Annotated in this window: 19 protein-coding genes; 9 read left to right on the top strand and 10 right to left on the bottom strand. The window is 65.8% G+C overall.

Going from position 1 to position 22633, the window contains the following annotated elements; all coding sequences use genetic code 11:
• Positions 1 to 185: 185 nt before the first annotated feature.
• Both pabB and AC5W54_RS15905 read left to right on the top strand, forming a co-directional pair.
• Positions 186 to 1553: an aminodeoxychorismate synthase component I gene (gene pabB, locus AC5W54_RS15910; RefSeq protein ID WP_495963069.1), complete on the top strand. Its 1368-nt coding sequence runs from the start codon at positions 186 to 188 to the stop codon at positions 1551 to 1553.
• Positions 1554 to 1670: 117 nt separating this feature from the next.
• On the top strand, positions 1671 to 2291 hold the full coding sequence (locus tag AC5W54_RS15905; RefSeq protein ID WP_495963068.1) for a phosphoadenosine phosphosulfate reductase domain-containing protein: 621 nt from the start codon (positions 1671 to 1673) through the stop codon (positions 2289 to 2291).
• 6 nt (positions 2292 to 2297) lie between these two features.
• On the opposite strand, the gene cysB is transcribed toward AC5W54_RS15905, so the two are convergent.
• Positions 2298 to 3269, bottom strand: coding sequence for an HTH-type transcriptional regulator CysB (cysB, locus tag AC5W54_RS15900; RefSeq protein WP_495963067.1), 972 nt, complete (start codon positions 3267 to 3269; stop codon positions 2298 to 2300).
• A 262-nt stretch (positions 3270 to 3531) separates the two neighbouring features.
• Here cysB and trxA point away from each other — a divergent pair, with 262 nt between their 5' ends.
• On the top strand, positions 3532 to 3855 hold the full coding sequence (trxA, locus tag AC5W54_RS15895; RefSeq protein WP_110282051.1) for a thioredoxin: 324 nt from the start codon (positions 3532 to 3534) through the stop codon (positions 3853 to 3855).
• 61 nt (positions 3856 to 3916) lie between these two features.
• Here trxA and AC5W54_RS15890 read toward each other — a convergent pair whose 3' ends face one another.
• The gene (locus AC5W54_RS15890) at positions 3917 to 5023 is read right to left on the bottom strand and encodes an AI-2E family transporter (RefSeq protein ID WP_495963066.1); all 1107 of its coding nucleotides are present in this window, start codon (positions 5021 to 5023) and stop codon (positions 3917 to 3919) included.
• Between the two features lie 199 nt (positions 5024 to 5222).
• Between AC5W54_RS15890 and AC5W54_RS15885 the strand changes: the two genes are divergently transcribed.
• A complete protein-coding gene (locus tag AC5W54_RS15885) occupies positions 5223 to 5993 on the top strand; it encodes an SIMPL domain-containing protein (RefSeq protein ID WP_495963065.1) in 771 nt (256 codons plus the stop codon).
• A 166-nt stretch (positions 5994 to 6159) separates the two neighbouring features.
• On the opposite strand, the gene serS is transcribed toward AC5W54_RS15885, so the two are convergent.
• On the bottom strand, positions 6160 to 7437 hold the full coding sequence (serS, locus tag AC5W54_RS15880; RefSeq protein ID WP_495963064.1) for a serine--tRNA ligase: 1278 nt from the start codon (positions 7435 to 7437) through the stop codon (positions 6160 to 6162).
• 180 nt (positions 7438 to 7617) lie between these two features.
• On the opposite strand from serS, the gene AC5W54_RS15875 reads away from it, so the two are divergent.
• Both AC5W54_RS15875 and AC5W54_RS15870 read left to right on the top strand, forming a co-directional pair.
• The gene (locus AC5W54_RS15875) at positions 7618 to 10914 is read left to right on the top strand and encodes an FAD-binding and (Fe-S)-binding domain-containing protein (protein WP_495963063.1); all 3297 of its coding nucleotides are present in this window, start codon (positions 7618 to 7620) and stop codon (positions 10912 to 10914) included.
• Between the two features lie 99 nt (positions 10915 to 11013).
• A complete protein-coding gene (locus tag AC5W54_RS15870) occupies positions 11014 to 11214 on the top strand; it encodes a DUF2905 domain-containing protein (RefSeq protein WP_495963062.1) in 201 nt (66 codons plus the stop codon).
• A gap of 79 nt (positions 11215 to 11293) precedes the next feature.
• On the opposite strand, the gene AC5W54_RS15865 is transcribed toward AC5W54_RS15870, so the two are convergent.
• From AC5W54_RS15865 to AC5W54_RS15835, 7 genes are all read right to left on the bottom strand, one after another.
• Positions 11294 to 11644, bottom strand: a complete 351-nt coding sequence (locus AC5W54_RS15865) for a VOC family protein (protein WP_495963061.1) — start codon at positions 11642 to 11644, stop codon at positions 11294 to 11296.
• Between the two features lie 381 nt (positions 11645 to 12025).
• Positions 12026 to 12466 carry a YtoQ family protein gene (locus AC5W54_RS15860; protein ID WP_495963060.1) on the bottom strand — a complete coding sequence of 147 codons (441 nt, stop codon included), beginning with the start codon at positions 12464 to 12466 and terminating at the stop codon, positions 12026 to 12028.
• 128 nt (positions 12467 to 12594) lie between these two features.
• The gene (locus tag AC5W54_RS15855; protein ID WP_495963059.1) at positions 12595 to 13308 is read right to left on the bottom strand and encodes a response regulator; all 714 of its coding nucleotides are present in this window, start codon (positions 13306 to 13308) and stop codon (positions 12595 to 12597) included.
• Entirely contained in the window at positions 13298 to 15343 is a 2046-nt protein-coding gene (locus AC5W54_RS15850; RefSeq protein WP_495963058.1) for an ATP-binding protein, read from the bottom strand. The genes AC5W54_RS15855 and AC5W54_RS15850 overlap by 11 nt, the downstream gene beginning before the upstream one ends.
• A 37-nt stretch (positions 15344 to 15380) precedes the next feature.
• Complete coding sequence (gene trkI / locus AC5W54_RS15845; RefSeq protein WP_495963057.1) at positions 15381 to 16862, bottom strand: Trk system potassium transporter TrkI; 1482 nt, start codon at positions 16860 to 16862, stop codon at positions 15381 to 15383.
• A gap of 452 nt (positions 16863 to 17314) precedes the next feature.
• A complete protein-coding gene (locus AC5W54_RS15840; protein ID WP_495963056.1) occupies positions 17315 to 17644 on the bottom strand; it encodes a hypothetical protein in 330 nt (109 codons plus the stop codon).
• A gap of 90 nt (positions 17645 to 17734) precedes the next feature.
• The gene (locus AC5W54_RS15835; protein WP_495963055.1) at positions 17735 to 19399 is read right to left on the bottom strand and encodes a putative bifunctional diguanylate cyclase/phosphodiesterase; all 1665 of its coding nucleotides are present in this window, start codon (positions 19397 to 19399) and stop codon (positions 17735 to 17737) included.
• Between the two features lie 369 nt (positions 19400 to 19768).
• On the opposite strand from AC5W54_RS15835, the gene AC5W54_RS15830 reads away from it, so the two are divergent.
• The 3 genes from AC5W54_RS15830 (at position 19769) to thpD (ending at position 22615) form a co-directional block, all read left to right on the top strand.
• Positions 19769 to 20650 (top strand): DMT family transporter, encoded by an 882-nt coding sequence (locus tag AC5W54_RS15830; protein WP_495963054.1) that lies wholly within the window; start codon positions 19769 to 19771, stop codon positions 20648 to 20650.
• Positions 20651 to 20686: 36 nt separating this feature from the next.
• Positions 20687 to 21445 (top strand): Mut7-C RNAse domain-containing protein, encoded by a 759-nt coding sequence (locus AC5W54_RS15825; RefSeq protein WP_495963053.1) that lies wholly within the window; start codon positions 20687 to 20689, stop codon positions 21443 to 21445.
• A 219-nt stretch (positions 21446 to 21664) separates the two neighbouring features.
• Complete coding sequence (gene thpD / locus AC5W54_RS15820) at positions 21665 to 22615, top strand: ectoine hydroxylase (RefSeq protein WP_495963052.1); 951 nt, start codon at positions 21665 to 21667, stop codon at positions 22613 to 22615.
• Positions 22616 to 22633 lie beyond the last annotated feature (18 nt).

Below are 22633 nucleotides of genomic sequence, written 5' to 3'. Positions count from 1 at the left end.
GTCAACCATGGACTCGACGCGGCAACCTACATCTTTGGTTGTAGACAACCCATCCAGCCCAGTCAACAATGTCGACAATTCTTGCCGCCTCGTTGACAGGGCGTCATCGCGGCGGCGGGGCAACGGGAGGGACAAACCGGGTCGGGGTGCCTAGAATGAGGCGCCTGTTCCGGGAAGGCGCTTTGATGACACCACGACTCGAGATCACCCCTCTGCCCCACCGCGAGGATCCGCTGGCCTACTTCGCGACACTTCGCCACCGCCCCGGTGCCGTACTGCTCGACAGTGGGCGTCCTACCGCTCCGGGAGGCCGCTACGACATCCTCAGCAGCGACCCACTGGGCCTGCTCGAGATCGATGCCGAAGGCGGTGTCCTCGGCGAGCCGGCGCTCGCCGGCCTCTCCCCCTTTGCCGCCCAGCAGGCACTGCTCGACCGCCTGCCGGCGACGGTGCCCGACAGCGACCTGCCGTTTCTCGGCGGACTGATCGGCTTCTGGAGCTACGACCTGGCGAGCCGGCTGGAGCCGGTCGCCGGCCGCGCACAGCGGGTGGTCGAGCTGCCGTCGAGTCGTGTCGGCCTGCATGACTGGGCGCTGATCCAGGATCACGCGCGCCAGGAAACCTGGCTCGTGGCCACGCCCGAGCGACGCCGCCAGGTCATCCGCTGGCTGGACGAGCCCCCCGAACCGACGGGCGGCTTCCACCTCACCGCCGCCTTCACGGGCGAAATGGATCGGGACGGCTACCTGCGGCGCTTCGACGCCGTCCAGCGCTATATCCGTGCCGGCGACTGCTACCAGATCAACCTGGCCCAGCGCTTCAGCGCCCCCTACGCCGGCGACCTCTGGGCCGCCTACCTGCGCCTGCGCCAGGCCACACCGACCCCATTCGCCGGCTACATGGCCTGGCACGACAAGGCGATCCTGTCGCTCTCGCCGGAGCGCTTCCTGCGCTGCCTCGGCGATCAGATCGAGGCACGCCCGATCAAGGGCACCCGCCCCCGCGGCGACACTCCCGAGGAAGACCGGCGTCTCGCCGTGGAGCTGGAAGCGAGCCTCAAGGACCGCGCCGAGAACGTGATGATCGTCGATCTGTTACGCAACGACCTGGGCCGGGTCTGTCGCCCGGGCAGCGTACGAGTGCCACAACTCTGCGGCCTCGAGAGCTACGCCAATGTCCACCACCTGGTCAGCGTGGTCACCGGCGAGCTGGCCACCGGGCAACGCCCGCTGGACCTGCTGGAGGCCGCGTTTCCCGGCGGTTCCATCACCGGCGCCCCCAAGGTGCGCGCCATGCAGATCATCGACGAACTCGAACCCTGCCGTCGCAGCGCCTACTGTGGCAGTCTCGGCTACGTGGACGTGCGCGGGCGGATGGATACGTCCATTGCCATCCGTACCGCCGTTGCCGACCGCGGGCGTCTGCACCTCTGGGGGGGAGGTGGCCTGGTGGCCGACTCCAGGGGGGAGGACGAGTATGCCGAGACCCTGGACAAGATCCGCCACCTGATGCGCGCCCTGACGGCCACCGGCATTCAGCACAATATGGAATAAGTAACGCTGCTTTTCTTCCGTTTGGATATATTCATCCAATGAAACGGTATTGGGGGGCGATCTCCAGGCTTTGGTAGGGTAAGGCCAATATCGTCAACGACCCGGAGCCCCCTCCCTATGGCATCACCCCTCGACGCTATCAACCATGAGCTTGGCAATGACCCCGAAGCCCTGATTCGCTGGGCCCTGGAGCAGGGCGAACGGCCGATCTGCACCACCAACTTCCGCCCTTTCGAAGCGGTCATCCTGCACATGGTGACGCGCCAGCGGCCTGACATCCCGGTGGTGTGGATGGACAACGGCTACAACACCGAGGCCACCTACCGGTTCGCCGACGAGCTGGCCCAGCGGCTCGACCTCAACCTGATCACCTACCTGCCGCGCCGTACCCGGGCCCATCGGGAAGCCGTGGAAGGCCCGATGCCGGGCATCGAGGATCCTCGCCACGACGCTTTCACCCGGGAAGTGAAGCTGGAGCCCTTCGAGCGGGCGCTACGGGAGATGGCTCCGGACATCTGGTTCACGGCGCTGCGTGCCGAGGACACCCCGGAGCGTGCACGCATGGCCCCCGTCAGCCGCAATGCCGATGGCCTGCTGAAGGTCTCGCCGCTGCTGCACTGGAGCGCCCGAGACATGTACCAGTACCTGCAGGCCCATGACCTGCCCAACAACTTCGACTACTTCGACCCCACCAAGGTCGAAGAGAAGCGTGAGTGCGGCCTGCACCTGCAGCACTGATCCGGTTCAACGCACCGGCAGCTCGATATCCTCGAACAGCTCCTGTTCGTGGCGCGGCCCCGCGATCATGGCGGCGTCGACCAGATCGCGCTCCAGGTGCGAGGCAAAGCGTTGCAGGAAGTCATACATGTAGCTGCGCATGAAGGTGCCGCGACGAATGCCGATCTTGGTGGTAGAACTCTCGAACAGGTGCCCGGCATCGAGTGCCACCAGGTCGGTATCCTGTTCCGGATCCACCGCCATGTGGGCGACGATCCCGACCCCCATGCCCAGTCGCACATAGGTCTTGATCACGTCGGCATCGGCGGCGGTCAGTACCACGTTGGGCGACAGGCCACGAGCCCTGAAGGCGTCATCGAGCTGTGAACGCCCCGTGAAGCCGAACACGTAGGTGACAATCGGATACGTGGCCAGCTCCTCGAGGCTCAGGGTCTCGAGCCGAGCCAGGGGATGCTCCCTGGGCACCAGCACGCAGCGATTCCAACGATAGCAGGGCAGCAGCACCAGGTCGTTGAACAACTCAAGCGACTCGGTGGCGATGGCGAAGTCGGCCTGGCCGTCGCTGACCATCTGGGCGATCTGCTTGGGCGTGCCCTGCTGCATGTGCAGGGCCACGTCCGGGTACTTGCGGGTGAAGTCGCGGATCACTGGCGGCAGCGCGTAACGCGCCTGGGTGTGGGTGGTAGCGATCGACAGGCTACCGCGACGCTCGTCACTGTGCTCCTGCGCCACCTCCTTGATGTTCTCGGTGAGACGCAGCACCTGGCCGGCCAGTTCGATGATCGACTGCCCCGCCGGCGTGACCCGGGTGAGGTGCTTGCCGCTGCGGGCGAAGATCTCCACGCCGAGTTCGTCTTCCAGCAGGCGAATCTGCTTGGAGATCCCCGGCTGTGAGGTATAGAGGCTCTGGGCCGTGGCCGACACATTGAGATTGTGGCGAGTGACTTCCCAGATATAGCGCAGCTGCTGCAGTTTCATGGTGGACTCGGCTCCCTCTACCGCCCGGCAATCCAATACACAATAGCGATTAAAGCGGCATCATGTAATCACTATATCGCATATAAAGAAAACCACCCAGGTCGGCCGCGCGCTCCATCCGTCCTCGGCCAGGAGCGATCGCTCGCCGTCGAAGCTGCTATTTGCCAGCGAACCGGTCGGCCGCTAACATCAGCCGACCAGACACGCCCCTGGTGTGTCACCCTGACCCGCTCGATGCAGCGCAACGTAACTGGAGAATCACATGGCCAACAACGTCGATGTCACCAATGCCAACTTCGAGCAGGAAGTCCTCAAGGCCGAGACGCCGGTCCTGCTCAAGTTCTGGGCCCCCTGGTGCGGTCCCTGCAAGGTGATGGCACCGGTGGTCGACGAGGTCGCCGAGGAGCGCACCGGCAACCTCAAGGTCGTCAGCATCAATGTGGACGACGCCCCGGAGATTGCCGCCGAGCAGGGGGTACGGGGCGTTCCCACCGTGATGCTGTTCAAGTCAGGCAGCAAGGTGGCCTCTCTCGTCGGTGCCCAGTCCAAGTCACAGCTGGCGCAATTCATCGACCAGAACGCCTGATCGACGCCCGCTGGCCTCCCCCCATCGCCCCGGTCGTGACCGGGGCGATGTCGTTTCCGACTCACCCCGTATCGTCGCGCCGAGAGGGCGGCTTGTCGGCGTCCTCGAGGCCGTCGTCGACGAAGCGTTCACCGGGTCCCAGCAAGTGGGCGATCCAACGGGTATCGGGGTGACTGTCGAGGGCGATCTTGAGCGTCATGGTGAGCACTACCGAAAGCAGCATGCCCACGGCCCCGAATACCCAGCCCCATACCACCAGGGAGAGGAAGGCCACGAAGGTCGACAGTCCCAGCGCCCGCCCCATCACCCGTGGCTCCACCATGTTGCCGAGCACGAAGTTGATCACCAGGTAGGCCATCGCCAGCGTCAGCGCCTGAAGCGGGCCACCATCCTGCGAGACCAGCAGCAACAGGACAGGCGGGATGGCGGCAATGGCCGAGCCGATGTTGGGGATGAAGTTGAGCGCGAAGGCGAGCACGGCCCACAGCAGGGGAAAGTCCACGCCCACCAGCACACAGGCCAACCAGACCAGTGCCCCGGTCACCAGGCTGATCATCGTCTTGACCGCCAGGTAGCGCTTGAGCGTCAGGCTGAACTCGCTGAACCGGCGCAGGCTCGGCGCCGGATTGGCCAGGGCGCGGGAGACCTTGTCACGAAAGTTGAGCGTCTCGAAGAGCATGAACACCACCAGCAGGGCCACCACCACGCTCTGCACCAGCAGGTTGCCCAGCTCACCGAGCAGCGCCGTCACCCAGGCGCCATCGTCCTCGATCTCCAGCAGCCTCGCCAGGCGTTCCGGATCGATGGCGAGCCCCATGGTGGCGAGTCGATCGAGGAGGCTCAGATAGTACTCGTAGAGGCGTGTCTCGATGCCCGGCAGAGCCTCGACGAAGGTACCGAAGCTGTTCACGACCAGCAGTCCCAGCAGGGACAGGAAGGCCCCGATCACCAGCAGGGTGATCCAGACCGCCAGGCGCAGGCTGAGCCCCAGGCGATGGAGCCACTGCACCGGTGCCGTACAGACCACCGCGATGAACAGCGCCAGCAGCAGTGGCACGATCAGGTCCGACCCGGCCTTCAGGCCGGCAATAATGATCACCAGAGCGGCCAGAGCCAGGGTGAGGTTGAGGGGAACGGTCCGCAAGGACTCGTCGTCTGGGAGGCGCATGCCGGGGTCCCTACCAACCAGTGAACGCCCATGATGCCGCCTGCCGGGCGCGGGTACAAACCGTTTGCCCCCCATGGAGAAGGTGCAGATTCGATGGACGCCATCCCGACCGCGGAACCACGGCTGACGCCCGCGCTCGAAGCGAGCACTATCATGCCATCATGCCGCCGTTTTCCCCATCTGTCGCAAGGAGGCTTCCATGCCGCTCCCTCTCTTCCCGCGGCACCTGCTGTTAGGTGTCCTGCTCGTCGTCACGCCGCTGACGGCCACCACCACGCTGGCCGAGGAGACGAGCTCCCGGCTCGATGTCCAGGCCGAGGCACAACTCGACGTGATCCCCGACCGTGCCACCCTCAGCGCCCGCCTCTGGGAACGCACCCCGGCCATCACCCAGCGCGATGACGCCACGAGCGATCCCGACGCCCTGCGCGAGGCCCGCGACCGCCTGGAAGAGCGTGCCGCCATCCTCATTCGGACCCTGGAAGCGGCCGGCCTCGAGCACGACGCCATCAGTGCCGGATCCCTGAACGTGCAGCCGGAGTACCACCCCGGAGAGCGACGTACGGAGGGCGAGCGCGAGACGCTGGTACGCACCCGCCTAGAGCGCCCCTTCCGGGTCGAGGTCGAAGACCTGGAGCAGTTGCCCGTGCTGCTCGATGCCCTGACCGAGGCCGGCGTCAATGCCCTGGACGGCGTGACCTACGATCTTGCCGACCGCGATGCCGCCACCGACGAGGCCCTGGTCAAGGCACTCGAGAGGGCCCGCCACAAGGCCAGGCTGATGGCCGACACCCTGGGTGTATCGCTGGGCGTGGTGACCAGCATCAGCGAGACCCGCCCCCCGATCTACGCCCCGCGCATGATGGCCATGAACGCCGACGCCCGGGAAAGCGCTCCCCAGGCCGAGTACCGCCCCGGCACCATCACCATCGAGGCGGGGGTCAGCGTCAGCTGGGAGATCGAGCCGTAGCGCCGAGCGGGACGCTCGCGGATAAAGACTGGAGCAAGCGGCGCCGGAGACGGGTCGGAGCGGAGGTCATTCCTCAGGGAAGAGGAATGTAGCGCCCAGGGAAGGGTTCACAGCGCCTCCGCGCAGGCCTATCGCCGGGAAAGCCGCGACGACAGCCCCCTGATACTCAGACGTTGATGGTCTCGGTCCCGCCCATATAAGGCCGCAGCACCTCGGGGACGGTGATGGAACCGTCGGCGTTCTGGTGGTTCTCCATCACCGCGATCAGGCAACGGCCCACCGCCAGGCCGGAGCCATTCAGGGTATGCAGCAGCTGCGGCTTCTTCTGCTCGGGATGACGGAAGCGCGCCTGCATGCGCCGCGCCTGGAAGTCCTCGCAGTTGGAGACCGAGGAGATCTCACGGTAGGTGTGCTGGCTCGGCAGCCACACCTCGAGGTCATAGGTCTTGGCGGCGCCGAAGCCCATATCGCCGGTACAGAGCGTGACGACGCGATACGGCAGCTCCAGCGCCTGGAGAATCGCCTCGGCGTGGCCGCGCATCTCCTCCAGCGCCTCGTAGCTCCGCTCCGGCTCGACCAGCTGCACCATCTCGACCTTGTCGAACTGGTGCTGGCGGATCATGCCACGGGTGTCGCGGCCATGGGAGCCCGCCTCGCTGCGAAAACACGGCGTATGGGCGGTGAGCTTCACCGGCAACGCCTTGACGTCGAGGATCTCGTCGCGCACGAAGTTGGTCAGCGGCACCTCGGCGGTGGGGATCAGGTGGTAGCCGCGCTCGTCGTCGAGGCGGAACAGGTCCTCGCCGAACTTGGGCAGCTGCCCCGTACCGAAGAGCGAATCGCCATTGACCATGTAGGGGACATAGCACTCCTCGTAGCCATGCTCGAGGGTCTGCGTGTCGAGCATGAATTGGGTCAGGGCCCGGTGCAGTCGCGCTAGGGGGCCGCGCATCACCGCGAAGCGCGCTCCGGTCAACTTGGCCGCCAGGTCGAAGTCCAGGTCGCCCTTGAGCGCCCCCAGATCCACGTGATCCCTGACCTCGAAGTCGAACGCCCGGGGCATGCCCCAACGGTGCAACTCGACGTTTTCCTCCTCGCTGTCGCCCACCGGCACGCTCTCGTGGGGCAAGTTGGGCAGGCCGCTGGTCACCTCGTCCCACTCGGCCTGGACCTCGACCAGCCGCGCCTTGGCGGCATCGAGCCGATCGCCCAGGTCGCTCACCTCGTCGAGCAACGGCTGGATGTCCTCGCCCGCCGCCTTGGCCTGGCCAATCGCCTTGGAGCGGGTGTTGCGCTCGCTCTGCAAGGACTCGGTCTCGGCCTGTAACTCACGGCGCCGGGATTCCAGCGCCTCGAGTCGCTCGGTGTCGAGGACGAAGCCACGTTTGGCCAGTCGTTGGGCGACCATGTCGAGGTCGCCGCGCAGCAGTTTGGGATCGAGCATGGAATCCGGTCCGTCGCAGTCGGTGAAATCAGGCCGCTCATTGTAGGCAAAAGCCTGGCCGGGTGCTACGCGAGGCCGATGCACCGGGATGCGCGCGCCCCCCCACTCGGGGTAAAGTAGCGGCATCCCTTCTGCCCCTCCGGCCTCGCCGGGGCCGCGACCAAGACCGAACACGACACCATGATCGCACGACTGGACATCGCTCAATCGAGCACTATCGAAGGCCTCGACGCCCGCTATCTCCGCTTCCTCGAGGCCCTCGAGGCGGCAGGCTTCGAGGGCGAGATCGCCCCGGACTACGCCAACCGCACGGCGCTCGCCACCGACAACTCCATCTATCAGCGCCTGCCCCAGGCGGTGCTCTACCCCAGGGGAGCAGAGGATCTCGAGCGCATTGCGCACCTCGCCGGCCAGGTGGAACATCGCCGGGTGGTGCTCACGCCTCGCGGCGGCGGCACCGGCACCAACGGCCAGTCACTCACCGATGGCCTGGTAGTGGATGTGTCCAAGCACATGAACCGCATCCTCGAGATCGACGTGGAAAACCGTCGGGTGCGGGTCCAGGCCGGGGTCGTCAAGGATCAGCTCAACGCCGCGCTCAAGCCCCACGGCCTCTTCTTCGCCCCGGATCTCTCCACCTCCAATCGTGCGACGATCGGCGGCATGATCAGCACCGACGCCAGCGGCCAGGGCAGCTGCGAGTACGGCAAGACCCGCGATCACGTGCTCGAGCTCGACAGCGTGCTGCTCGGCGGCGAGCGGCTGACCGGTCGCCCGGTGGAGGACGCCGACCTCGAGGCGCTCTGCGCGCGCGACGACGTCACCGGCCGCGCCTACCGCACCGCCCGGGAGATTATCGACACCCAGGGCGAGCGAATCCGCACCACCTTCCCGCCGCTCAACCGCTGCCTGACCGGCTATGACCTGGCGCACCTGCGCGACGACCAGGGCCGGCTCGATATCAACAGCCTGCTGTGTGGCTCAGAGGGTTCGCTTGGCCTGCTCAACGAGGCGGTGCTCAAGGTGCTGCCGATCCCCAAGCACTCGACCCTGGTCAACGTGCGCTACACCGGCTTCATGGACGCCCTGCGTGACGCCAAGGCGCTGATGGCGAGCAGTGCGGCGCCCACCTCCATCGAGACGGTGGACGACACCGTGCTGCAGCTGGCGATGGAGGACTTCGTCTGGGACAGCGTGGCGGAGTTCTTTCCGGCGGGGCGGTCAACCGCCAGCGAACCCACTGAAGCCGAGAGCGGCGGCGATACCGCCACGGCCACCCGCCAGGCGGCGGCGATCCGCGGTATCAACCTGGTCGAATTCAACGACGAAGACCCCGCGCGGCTGGCCGCGCGGGTCGCGGCCTTCTGCCGCCACCTGGAGGCCGACGACAGCGTCGAGCGCCTCGGCTACACCTTGGCCTCCGGCCGCGAGGCCATCCAGCGCGTCTACGCCATGCGCAAGCGCGCCGTGGGCCTGCTCGGCAACGTCCAGGGCGAGAAGCGTCCCATCCCCTTCGTCGAGGACACCGCGGTGCCGCCCGAGCACCTCGCGGACTTCATCGCCGAGTTCCGCGCCGCCCTGGACGCCCGCGGCCTCGCCTACGGCATGTTCGGCCACGTCGATGCCGGGGTGCTCCACGTGCGCCCGGCCATCGACATGAAGGACCCCGCACAAGAACGGCTGATCCGCGAGGTCTCCGACGAGGTCGCCGCGCTGACGAAGAAGTACCACGGCCTGCTGTGGGGCGAGCACGGCAAGGGCGTGCGCTCGGAGTACGCCCCGAAGTTCTTCGGCGAGCTCTACCCCAGCCTGCAGCGGGTCAAGGCCGCCTTCGACCCCCACAATCAGTTGAACCCGGGCAAGATCGCGACTCCACTCTCTATCCCGCCCGAAGCCGCGGGAAAGGCGCTTGATACCCCGCCCGAAACCGCGGCGCTTTCCAACCCGCCCGACGCCGCGAGTGATGCTGGCTCCGCCGCGCGGGAGGAAGCCGTGAAATGGGTGGACCCGGGGCTGCTGACCATCGACGGCGTGCCCACCCGTGGCCAGCTCGACCGCCAGATCGACGAACGGGTATGGCAGGCCCACAGCGCCATCGTCTATTGCAATGGCAACGGCGCCTGCTACAACTACGACCCGAACGATGCCATGTGCCCGTCGTGGAAGGCCACCCGCGAGCGCATCCACTCGCCCAAGGGGCGTGCCAGCCTGATGCGCGAGTGGCTGCGCCTGCAGGGCGCCGCCGGCATCGACGTTGTCGAGGAGTCACGGAAGAAGCAGGCCGAGGGCGTGTGGGGCTTCGTACGCGACTTCCCGTGGCGGCTACGCAACACCCTGGCCAAGCGACGCGGCGAGGACGACTTCTCCCACGAGGTGTACGACGCCATGGCCGGCTGCCTGGCCTGCAAGTCCTGTGCCGGCCAGTGCCCGGTCAAGGTCAACGTGCCGGAATCCCGCTCGCAGTTCCTCGAGATCTACCACGGCCGCTACCTGCGCCCGCTGCGCGACTACCTCATCGGCGGACTGGAATTCTTCGTCCCCTACCTGGCTCCGGTGGCGCCACTCTACAACGCCGCCCTGGGCAACCGCCTGGTCGACCGGCTGCTGGCCGGCCCGATCGGCATGGTCGACAGCCCGCGGCTGTCCCGTTCCAGCCTCAAGAAGCAGCTGCGCGCCTGGGGCGTGGCCGAGGCGACGCCCACTTCGCTGGGCCTGCTCACCGAGGCCCAGAAGACCAGAAGCGTGGTGCTCGTCCAGGACGCCTTCACCAGCTACTTCGAGGCCCGGCTGGTGAGGGACATCGTCGAGCTGCTGTCGCGACTCGATATCCGGGTGTTCGTGGCGCCCTACGCGCCCAACGGCAAGCCGCTCAATGTCCAGGGCTTCCTCGGCGCCTTCGAACGCACCGCGGTGAAGCAGGCCGAGCGGCTGCGCGCACTGGCCGCCTTCGGCGTGCCGCTGGTGGGCATCGACCCGGCCATGACCCTGACCTACCGCCAGGAGTACGTGAAGGCGCTGGGCGAGGACGCCGTGCCCGAGGTGCTGATGCTCCAGGAGTGGTTGGTCGCTCAATCACAAACCCTGGCCTCGCACCTGGCGCCACGCCAGGGCTCACAAGACGGGGCCGCGGTGAAAGCCCCCGGCTACAAGCTGCTCTCCCACTGCACCGAGGCCACCAACGCTCCGGGCAGCCCCAAGGCCTGGCAGCAGGTGTTCGCCGCCTTCGGCCTGGAGCTCGAACCGGTCGCCATCGGCTGCTGCGGCATGTCCGGCACCTACGGCCACGAGGCACGCAACCGCGAAACCTCCCGGGCCGTCTACGGCCTCTCCTGGCAACCGGTGGTGGAAGACGCCGCCAACGCCGGCCGCCTGCTGGCCACCGGCTACTCCTGCCGCAGCCAGGTCAAACGGCTCTCCGAGCAGGCCCTGCCGCACCCGCTGCAGGCGCTGCTCACCGAGCTCAAGCGGCACGGCTGAGCCGGCGCAAAAAAGAAGCGCCCAGCGGTAAAACCACCGGCGGGCGCTTTGTCTAACGGGAGACCATCGAGTCTGAACTCAGGAAACAGGAGGCCCTGCATGAACCGCACCCTGATCCTGGTCGGCGTGCTCATCATCGCCATCGGCCTGCTCTGGCCCTGGCTCTCCAAGCTGCCTCTGGGTCAACTCCCCGGCGATATCACCATCCGCCGCGAGAACGTCTCCTTCTACTTCCCCATCACCACCATGATCCTGGTGAGCCTCGCACTGTCGGGATTGATATGGCTATTCAATCGTTGAGGAGAAAAGGACATTCTGGAGGGGCCAGCCAGCCTGACCGCGGGAGGGGCCATATACGGCCTTGTCAGGGCATCGTCGTTCATTCATGTCGCAATATATTGATGAGCCGTCCGAACGGATCGCGTACATAGAACCGCCGTACTCCCCAGGGCTCGCTCACCGGACCGTATTCTATGGGGATGTTTGCCTCTTTCATTCTTTTCAATGCCGTTTCCAAGTCGTCGACTTCTATTGACAAGTCCGGTACCGGCGTGCCGGAGCCACCCTCAGAGCCGAAGCTGACTTGAACCGTCATCTGTGCATCCGAGCCATACGTTTGGAACCACCCGTGGTTCATGATCAGCTCAAGACCCAATATGTCTCCATAAAAGGCAGCCGCCTTCTGGACATCCGGGGTCTCCATGTTCGACATTATTCGCTTCACTTTCATATTTCACCTCGCACGCTCAGGAGCTACCTGTCTCCTTTTCTTGCGCTGTCTCCGAATGAAGTCCCTCACAGCCAGTCAGAATCCACACGACTGACATCTCGCCGCCGCACGAAACAGAATCTCACCCCTCATCTTAATAGTGATTAGACTGCACGCCCTATGACGGAATCAACGTGCCGAGACGTTCATCCGGGAGGCACCCTGCAAGTGGAATCGGCCCCGCCGAGGGTCTGACCCAAAGACGTTCATCCGGGAGGCACCCTGCAAGTGGAATCGGCCCCGCCGAGGGTCTGACCCAAGGTTGGCAAGAGTGGTGCGGTGGCCCTCCCAGGTCCGAGCCGGTCGCCGATCACGAGAACGCTGCCGCGGCGACCGGAACGATCATGCCCGGGTGACGTAGCGCAGGATCTCGACGACCTGGTCGGTGGTGGTGGCCCAGGCCATGGCCGCGGCGTCGACTTCCTTGAGTGGATGGATGATCTCCTCGCCGTGGAGGGTGACATAGGGCTTGCCCAGAGCCGCGCAATAGCCGGCGTCGAAGGCCGCGTTCCACTGCTTGTACTTGTCGCCGAAGCGCACCACCACCAGGTCGCTCTGCTCGATCAGCGTCTTGGTGCGGATGGCGTTGACCTTGGACGACTTGTGGTCGCGCCAGAACGGCTGGCTCTCCTCGCCCAGATGGTCGCCGGCGGCGTCACTGGCGTCGTGGTCGGTCACCGCCGAGGTGAAGACGATGTCCAGGCCGGAGGCCTCGGCGCCGCGGCGGATCTCATCGCGCCAGTCGGTGTGGATCTCGCCGGAGAGATAGACGTAAAAGCTCATGGAGGGCTCCAGTTGATGAATCGAGAGCGTCATGATAGCTCATCGAGCCATGTTTACGGAAATTGCTTCCATGTTCATGGCCACACGGGGTTTCGCCGCAGCGCCATCGAAGAACGTCGAGCCGATCGTCACCCGGGCGGATCGGGCTCCGCCAGCAGGCGATAGCCGATCCCCGCCTCGGTCTGCAGCAGGTACGGCGAGCGCGGGTCGTCGCCGAGCTTGTGGCGCAGCTTGCTGACCACGATGCGCAGGTAGTGGGTGTCGTGGGCATGGGTCGGCCCCCACACCTCGCGCAGCAGCTGGGTCTGGGTCACCACACGCCCGGCGTGCCTCACCAGGCGCTCCAGCACGGCATACTCCTTCGGCGTCAGGTGTACCGGCTCGTCGTCGAGGCTGACCCGCCGGGCGCCGAGATCGATGACCAGGCCGGCGCGGCGATAGCGCAATGCCGCCGGGTCATCCCGGGCTGCCCCGTGGTGGCGCAGCAGCGAGCGCACCCGCGCCAGCAGCTCCTGGATGCCGAACGGCTTGGTGACATAGTCGTTGGCGCCGGTGTCCAGGGCCCGCACCTTCTCGGCCTCGTGCCCGCGCACCGAGACCACGATCACCGGGACCGCGCTGCGGGAGCGCAGCGAATCCAGCACCGTCTGGCCGTCCATGTCGGGAAGCCCCAGGTCCAGCAGCACCATATCGGGCGCCTCGTCCAGGGCACGCGACACCCCTTCGGCGCCGGTCGCGGCCTCGAGCACCTCGAACCCCTGGGAGACCAGGCTGATGCGCAGGAAGCGGCGGATCTGCGGTTCGTCGTCGACGATCAGCACCCGCCAGCGATCAGTCGTCATCGGGCCTCCCCTCTTCTGCTGCCGGCAGGGGCAGGTGCATCACGATGCTGGTACCGATGCCTCCGGGTCCGGGCCTGGCATCGATGTCGCCGCCATGGGCGCCGAGCATCCCACGGCAGATGGCCAGGCCGAGGCCGGTACCGGAGCGGCTGCGATCGCCCTCGCCGCCGGTGACGAACATGTCGAATACCGCTTCGCGCAGCTCGGGGGCGATGCCTGGTCCTTGGTCCGTCACCCTGATCTCGAGTCGCCGCTGGGCGGCGTCGAGTCTGGCGTGGAGACCGACCCGGCCGCCCGGTGGCGAGAAGCGCACGGCATTGTCGACCACGTTGACCAGGGCCTGCTCGATCAGTGCGGGATGCACGTGCAGCAGTGGCAGATCGTCGGGCCAGTCACGCTCGATCTCCAGGCCCTCCAGGGACGACCCCAGCCGCCGCAGGGCGGCCGCCACCAGATCATCCAGCGAGATCCAGTCGCGTTCGATCCGGAGGCTACCGTGCCCCAGGCGCGTCATGTCGAGCAGGTTCTGGATGTAGCGGTTGAGCCGCTCGCTCTCGGTGAGGATGCCGTCGAGCAGCTCGCGCCTGTCCTGCCGGCTCAGTTGAGGTTCGAGCTCACGCAACGAGCTGGCCGAGCCGATGATCGACGCCAGTGGCGTGCGCAGATCGTGGGACACCGAGGACAGCAGGGCCGAACGCAGCCGCTCGTTCTCCTCGGAGAGGCGCGCCGCGCCCAGCTCGCCGACCAGGCGGGTACGCTCCAGGGCCATGGTCAGTTGGCTGGACAGCGCCTCGATCAGCGCCTCCTGATCGGGTCCCGGGGGCGTCTCGCGCACCGCCAGCTTGAGGCCCACGATGCCCAGCACTCGCCCCTGCTCCACCAGGGGCAGCAGTCGCCACTGCTGGTCGGGCAGGTTCTCGGTGCCGCGGCCGCTGGGCTGTCGATGCTGCCAGCTCCAGCCCGCCGCCGTCAGCGCCCCCGCGTCCAGGGTCATGCCGGGCGGAGCCGCGTGGCGGATCGTCAGGTCGGCGTCCTCCTCATCCCGGTCGAGCAGCACCACGGGAACGCCCAGCCAGCGCTCCAGCGACGTGACCCCGATCTCGCCCACCTGGTCCCGGTCGGTGGCGGCCGAGAGGGCCCGGGCATAGGTCAGCAGTCGGTGAGTCTGCTCCCGACTGGCCCGCAGCGCCAACAGCCGACGGCGCCCGCTGCCGGCCAATTGGCCGACCACCACCGCCACCATCAGGAAGAAGACCACGGTGAGCAGCTGTCCGTGCTCGACGATGGCCAGGGAGAAACGTGGCTGGGTGAAGAAGAAGTTGAAGGCCAGGAAGCCGAGCCCGGCACTGAGCATCGCCGCCCGGGTGCCGGCCAGGGTGGCACTGGCCAGCACCGCGGCGAGGAACACCAGCGACAGGTTGGCCAGTTCCAGCCAGGACTCCAGCCCCCAGGCCACCACCAGGGCGCCCAGGATACTGAGCAGCACCACCACCGGCTCGCGCAAGCGCAGCGGCTGCCAGACGTGCCGCGGCCGGAAGCGCGGGCGCTGCCGGGCCTCCGCCACCACTATCAGGTCGAAGGTCCCACCGCGGCGCAGCAGCTGCTCGGCGAGGGTGCGGCGCCAGACACGCCAGCCGGAGGGACGCGAACAGCCCACCAGCAAGGTGGCAATGCGATGCTCGCGGGCGTAGTCGTGCAACTCCGCGGCCCGGTCCTGCCCCTGGAGCACACGGGTCTCGCCGCCCAGACGGTGCACCATGGCGAAGTCCTTTTCCAGCACCAGCCGGCGCTCGGAATCGTCGCGGCCGTTGTCCACGTGTATCGCTCGCCAGCGCACGCCATCACGCGCGGCCAGGCGATGGGCGGTGCGCACCAGGGCGGCATCCTCGCTGCCGCCGCTCAGCGCCACCAGCAGGCGCACGCGATTCGCCGGCGCCTGCCGGGACGATTCGGTCTCGGCGACCGCCTGCGCCGCATCGGGGTCGGCCGTCGGCCGCGGGCCGCTGGCGGGGCGTGGCTCGGGAGTGACGTTCATCGGTCCGGGCCTCCTCGAGGTCGGGTCATTTGTCAGCCTACTTGCGCCAGAACATCGGCGTCAGCAATACCAGTACGGTAAGGATCTCGAGCCGCCCCAGCAGCATGCCCACACACAGCAACCATTTGGCGGCATCCGGGAGTGGCGCGAAATTGCCGGCGGGGCCGATGGTGTCGCCAAGCCCGGGGCCGACGTTGGCCACGGCCGTGGCGGCACCGGAGAGCGCTGTGGTGAGGTCGAGTCCCATCAGGGCCAGGCCCAGCGCCAGCCCGGCGATGGTGAGGAAGAAGAAGAACGAGAAGGCGACCACGCCGCGGGTGATGTCGTCGGTCAGTGGCTGCTCGTTGTAGCGCGAGGCGAAGACGCCATGGGCATGGATCAGGAAGCGCAGCTGATTGCGCAGCAGGATCGCCGCCACCTGGAAACGGAAGATCTTCATGCCGCCGCTGGTCGAGCCGCTGCAGCCGCCGACGAAGGTCAGGTAGAAGAAGGCCACGAAGGCCAGTGCCCCCCAGGTGCTGTAGTCGTCCGAGGCATAGCCGGTGGTGGTGACAACCGAGATAACGTTGAAGGCGACATGGGTCAGCGCCTCGAAGGGCGGCGTTCCCAGCCACATTCGCCAGACGGTCAGCACCAGGATCACCACCGCGAGCAGCAGCAGCAGCCCCTGCACCTGCTGGTCGCGCCACAGGGCCAGGCGGGAACCTCGCAGGAAGCGAATATAGAGCACGAAAGGCAGGGCGCCGGCAAGCATGAAGAGACTGCCCATCCACAGCAGGTGGGGGCTATCGGCGTAGGCGCCGAAAGAGGCATCGGAGTTGGCGAAGCCGCCGGTCGCCAGCGAGGTCATGGCGTGCACCACGGCATCCAGCGGTGCCATGCCGCCGAGCCAGTAGGCGAGCATGGCCGTGAGGGTGAAGCCACAGTAGATACCCAGGGTCGCCTTGGCGATGCCGCCGGTACGCGGCATCACCTTGTCCGACCAGTCCGAGGACTCGGTATGGAACAGGCGCATGCCACCCACCTTGAGGAACGGCAGGATGGCGATGCCCATGACGATGATGCCGATGCCGCCGAGCCACTGCATGATGCCGCGCCACAGCTTGAGGCCGTCGGACAGGGAGTCGATGCCCTCGAGAATCGTCGAGCCGGTGGTGGTGATCGCCGACACCGACTCGAACACCGCATTGGTGAAGGAGAGCTGAGGCGCACCGAGCACCAGGGGCAGGCTGGCAAACCCGCTGATGGTGACCCAGCTCAGGGTGGTGAGCACGAACATCTGCCACGGCTTGAGTGCGACACGCACGTTCAGCGTGGCCAGCCAGGTCAGCGCCACCGCCGCCAGCACGATGGCAATCGACAGGCCGAATGCCATGGCATCGGGCTCCCCCTCGATCACCAGCACCACCCAGGGCAGTCCCATGAACAGCGCCAGCACCAGCCACAGTACCGACAACACCTTGAATACCGGGGCCCAGTCGTGGACACGGTCCCCCACACGCAAGATCAGCGAATTCATCGCAGGCCCGAGCGCTCCCTGTCGCAGTGATCACACCGACGGCGGCCCGCGCCACGCAATCTCACGCCTGACGGGGCACCATGGGAGCCATCGAACCACAGCCCGCTCTAAAAAATCCGTAAAACTGCTCTCACGAAGACACCGCCAACGAGCTCCGCTCGTCACGACATCAGACATCACCCACACCACAACGTAGGTAATGTCTTACAGGTTTCGACGATCTGAACTGACATACCATCCGATACCTGGCGGCTAGAGTAAGCGGGTAACTCACGCTGTCGCTCTGCATGGCTTCAGTGAGTTTCCCTAGTGAGTTTCCCTGCCTTGGCCTGCTCTCCCAGCGGGCCCTTTTCTTTCCGCCGCCCGTCGCGCGGCCACGGAATCCTCGCCTACCACCTGCGATCGCGCCGGTAACCCCGCGCCGATGGAGCCTGCGGTCGACGAACGGTGCCCTACAGCCGCCGGGTCTCGATGACATAGCCGACGATGGGGTAGCCCGCCCGCCTGGCGGCTTTCTCGGCTTCCAGTTGGGCCTCGAGCTTGGAGATACTGGACGAGACGTACTCGAAGACGGTGTCCATCTCGAGTTGCTTCTTGCGTACCGCCAGCCTGACGACGTGACCGGTCTTGAATTCCCCTGCCGACTGCCTGGCCTGACAGGTCTTCCTCGCCGGCTTGGCTGCCGGCGCCCGGGGACTGGAGTCGCCCCCTTTTCCGGGCTTCATGAAGGCGTCGATCTCGCGACGCATATTCTGCTCGAACACACTCAACTCTGTGGTCATTGTCTCTCCATCGGCCAACATCATGGTTTCGAAGATACCAGAGAAGCAGCTCGCACGGCCACACCGGGTCCGTCTAGAAGACACGTCAACTCATCTCGCCGCAAAATCACGACACCAATCACGATAATCGGGCGCCGGGAGGGCGGGTGAAAAATAGAATCCTTGAGCCTGATCACAACCTAGTTCGCGTAGACACTCATATTGCCCTGAAGTTTCAACCCCTTCGGCCGTTACCACCAAGCCCAGGGCATGGCCCACGTCGATCATGCAGGCCATCAGATCACGTGCTCGCGTGTCTTCCTCGAGGCCACTGACAAAGGAACGATCGATCTTGAGGCCCGTGATTGGCAGATGCCGCAGGTATTCGAAAGAAGCGAAGCCGGTGCCGAAGTCGTCGATACTCACCCCCACGCCAAAGTCGCGAATGCGTTGAATGGCCTGGCGCGCTTCCTCCAGGTCACCGATCAAGGCGCTTTCGGTGATCTCCACTTCCAGGGCGTGCATCCGAGTACCGAGCTGGCCGGCGAGTTCCTTTATGACGTTCAACAACGTCTCGTCATAAAGATTATGGACCGAGAGATTGATGCTGACCTCTCCCGGCCCCATTTCGTTTTCCGCGAACCGGCATGCCTCCTCGACAACGAAGCGAGTCACCGGCGAGATCAGAGTCGTGCTCTCGACCTTGGGCATGAACATCCCCGGCGGGATCAAGCCACCGTCGCTGCCACGCCAGCGAATCAGCCCTTCACAGCCACACACTCGACCGTCGGAAAGACGAATCTTGGGCTGGTAGTGCAACTCGAACTCCCCCGCCTCCAGGCCCTTTCGCACACGGGCGATCAACTGTATCGCATGCACCGTCCGCCGCTTGAAGGCAGGTGAGTAGTGGCTGTGGGAACGCCGCCTTTCGATGGCGGCGAACATGGCGATTCGCGCCTCACGGATCAGGTCCTCGGGGGAATCCTCCCCACTCCGCGACAGGCTGCTGCCCATCACCAGCTGAACGCGAATGGGTACCTGGTGAACCTGCAGGCTATCCTCCCCGACCTCCGTCAAGCGTTCCGCGATTCGCTGCATGTCATCCGGCACCACGTCGTCGACGATGAGTGCCAGTTCGGCATTGCTGAATCGATAGGCCGTCACGCCGCGTGCCGAGTGTCTTAGACGCTCCCCCATGGCGAGAACCAACTCATCGGAAGCATCCATGCCCATGGCTTCCATCACGTCGGTAATATCGGTAATCCTCACCAGTAGCAGTCCAACCGACTTCCCCGAGCCCTGATGGTGCAGGATCTCGAGCAGATCCTCTTCCAGGGCAACCGTATTGGGAAGCCCCGAACGTGGATCGATGCGAGCGACGGAGACCCGCTCTTCGGCCGATCGACGTAGCGACTGGAACAACCCGCCGGCAATGCCCCCGAGCAGCAGGTACATTCCCGCACGCATCAACCAGTTGGCCGGCGTCTGGAAGGTGCCCGCATCGACGTTCAGTGGCATGAGCGCCATCAGTCCCCCAGCCGCCAGCGCCACGATCAACCCGCCAGGCAGGTAGTACCAGGCCGCCCCGAGCAGTACCGGAATCAGCATCAAATAAGGGTAGGCATAGGTCGTTCCTCCCATGGAATAGACGATCAAGCTTCCCAGCCCCAACAGCAGCGTCAGCACCCCGATGTTGGTGACATGCTTTACGAGGGAAGGTGTCCTCTCGAGATATCGGTGCCTCATGTTCAGCATGCCCCTGACAACGGATTCCATGGGAGTCGTCCTTATTCTCCTTGATACTCAGATGGTACTCACGGTGACTCTCTCCGAGCATCATGCCCAACGCTCACATCACCCGCTTGCCGCCGACCGTTTCGGGGCCCTGCGAGGCGAGGCACCCGGTCTCACCCATCCATTCTCACTGCTTGCTGTAAGCATATGTCAACGAACCGATAGCGCCAGCGGCGATCTCAACGTAGCGTCGTCTTTAAGGCATCCCTGTAATGGATTACCGTATTCCATTTGTAACATCAAGTGTTCATCCTTATGCCACAAGCAGTGCCCTCTCGGCTTCCCATGCACTTGTTTCAGGCTTAACCTGCAGACTTCCGTTCTTCCACTCACTGCCCACCAGGACGCTGCATGTCGCCGGCCGATACCCTCCGCCTGATCCTGCTCTCCTCGCTGTGGGGCATGTCGTTCATCTTCATGCGGGTGGCGGTACCCGAGTTCGGCCCCGTGCCGCTGATCCTGGTGCGCATGGGCGTGGGCGCCCTGCTGCTGATCCCGCTGCTGCTGAGCCTGCGCTACCTGACGCTGGTGTGGCAGAACAAGGGCGGCCTGCTGCTGCTGGGCCTGGTCAATCATGTGTTGCCCTTCAGCCTGCTGGCCCTGGCCACCACGCGCCTGGAAGCCGGCTTCACCTCGCTGATCAACGCTACCACGCCGATCTTCACCGCACTGCTGGGGGCAGCGTTCTTCGCCACGCCGATCCAGCGCCAGCAGTACCTGGGCCTCGCGCTGGCCTTCTTCGGGGTCTATGTGCTCTCGGCCGATCGGCTGGACTTCGCCCTCGGCGGCGACGGCTGGTTCATCCTCGCCGTGCTGGGCGCCACCTTCTGCTACGGCGTGGCCACCAACTACTCCAAGACCTACCTGTCGCACCTGCCGGTGCGGGTGCTGGCCGCGGGCAGCACCGCCATGTCGGCGTTGATCCTGCTGGTACCGGGGCTGCTGCTGTGGCCGACGGAGCCGGTCAGCGGCATGGCCTGGGCCAACGGCCTGGGGCTTGCCGTGCTCAGCACCACCCTGGCCTTCCTGCTCTACTTCGGCCTGATCGCCAGCGCCGGGGCCACCGCCACCTCCACGGTTACCTTCCTGGTGCCGGTGAGTGCGCTGCTCTGGGGCTACCTGCTGCTGGGCGAGCGGCTCAGCCTGCAGGTCCTGGTCGGCATGCTGATCACCCTGCTCGGCACCGCCATCGCCACCCGCATGATCCGGCTGGGCCGTCGGGAAGTGGCGTAGGCTACTCTCAAGGCGACCAGTCAGCCGAGAGCCACCATGGCCGACGCCACCTTCCGTTTCCATGCCGAGTTGAACGACTTCCTGCCACGGGAGCGGCGCGGCGCCCCCTTCGGCTACGCCTTCGAGCGGCGGGCCGCCATCAAGGACGTGATCGAGGCGCTGGGCGTGCCGCACACCGAGGTCGACGTCATCCTGGTCGATGGGGCCTCGGTGGACTTCGATCACATCCTCGCCGACGGCGAGCAGGTGGAGGTCTACCCCTGGTCGCTGGCCGCCCCGGTGCCCTCGCCCCGCCACCTGCGCCCGCGACCGCCGGCCGTGCCGCGCTTCGTGCTGGATGCCCACCTCGGCAGGCTCGCCCGCTACCTGCGCCTGCTCGGCTTCGACTGCCGCTACCGCAACGACGCCACCGACGGCGAGCTGGCCGCCTGCGCCGACGAGGAGGACCGCGTCCTGCTCACCCGTGATCGTCCCCTGCTCAAGCGCAAGCGCATCCGGCTGGCCCACTTCGTGCGTGCCGACGATCCCTGGCGGCAGGTCGAGGAGGTCTGCGACACCCTCGACCTGCATGGGGCCTTCGCGCCCTTCACCCGCTGCACGCGCTGCAATGGCCAGCTGGTCGAGGTCGACAAGGCGGCGATCATCGAGCAGCTCGAACCGCTGACGAAGCGGTACGTAGACGACTTCCTGCAATGCGAGGCGTGCGGCCAGCTCTACTGGCACGGCAGCCACGTCGCGCATATGGAGGCCCTGGTGGCACGACTGCGGCAAGGGCGTTCGTCCCCATCGACCTGATCGGCCCCGCTCGGGCCAAGGGACTTGAACTCGCGCGCTCCCACCCCTAGGTCATCCACACGGACCGGGGCCCTCTTGATCGGGCTACCGGTCGAGTCCTTCGCCAGGGTGGAGGGACGGGAGTTGCCCCGACCACGAGCGAACCATCGGTGAATCCGTAAAAACATGCTGACTGGGTATTCAAGGGGGTGCATTCACAGACACGAGGAGGGTGTTCCCATGATCACTCACCATGACCCTTACCCGACTCGGGTGAAGGAGTACCGCGAGCCATTCAGAAGGCTGGACCCGATCGTGCATGCCCGCAACCAGCGGCGCTGGGAGGGACCTCTGGACGAAGTGGCGCTCTCGCGTTACGAGAGAGACGGCTTCCTATGGTTCGAGGGCTTCTTCTCCAAGGATCGCATCGACCCCTTCTTCGCGGAGCTCAGGGAAATGGCCAACGACGAGCAGCTGATGCGCTCCGAGCAGGTCATCCAGGACCCCAACAGCGGTGCCATCCGCTCCGTGTTTGGCATGCACGAAATCTCGGCGCTCTTCGACCGACTGACTCGGGACCCTCGCATCCTGGGGATGGTGCGGCAGTTGCTGGGTAGCGAGGTCTATATTCACCAGTCACGCATCAATGACAAGTACGGCTTCCAGGGTAGCGGTTTCGACTGGCATTCGGACTTCGAGACCTGGCACTCGGAAGACGGCATGCCACGGATGCGGGCCGTGAGTGCCTCGCTGATGCTGACCGACAACAATGAATTCAATGGTCCGCTGATGCTGATCCCCGGCTCTCACCGCCTGTTCGTCCCCTGCGTGGGGGAAACGCCGGAAATGAACTGGACGGAGTCCCTCAAGGCGCAGCGACTGGGAGTGCCGGACCAGGACGCCCTGGCCAGGCTTGCCGAAAATGGCGGTATTCAGGCCCCCAAGGGCCCGGCCGGGTCGCTGCTGTTGTTCGAGTGCAATACGCTGCACGCCTCGAACGAGAACATGTCCCCCTGGCCGCGCTCCAACCTGTTCTTCGTCTACAACAGCGTGGACAACATCCTGGTCGAACCCTATGCCGCGCCCTCCCCGCGGCCAGAGTTCCTCGGCGCGCGCAGCAATATCGAGCCGCTGACGATGCATGACGATTTCCCGGAGCTCGCCGGGCAGGGGGTCAGCCCGCTGCGCTGACGGCGAATTGCTCGCCGA

This window comes from Halomonas sp. LMYGS-3, assembly GCF_059509875.1.
This window is presented reverse-complemented; position numbering and strand designations above follow the sequence as displayed.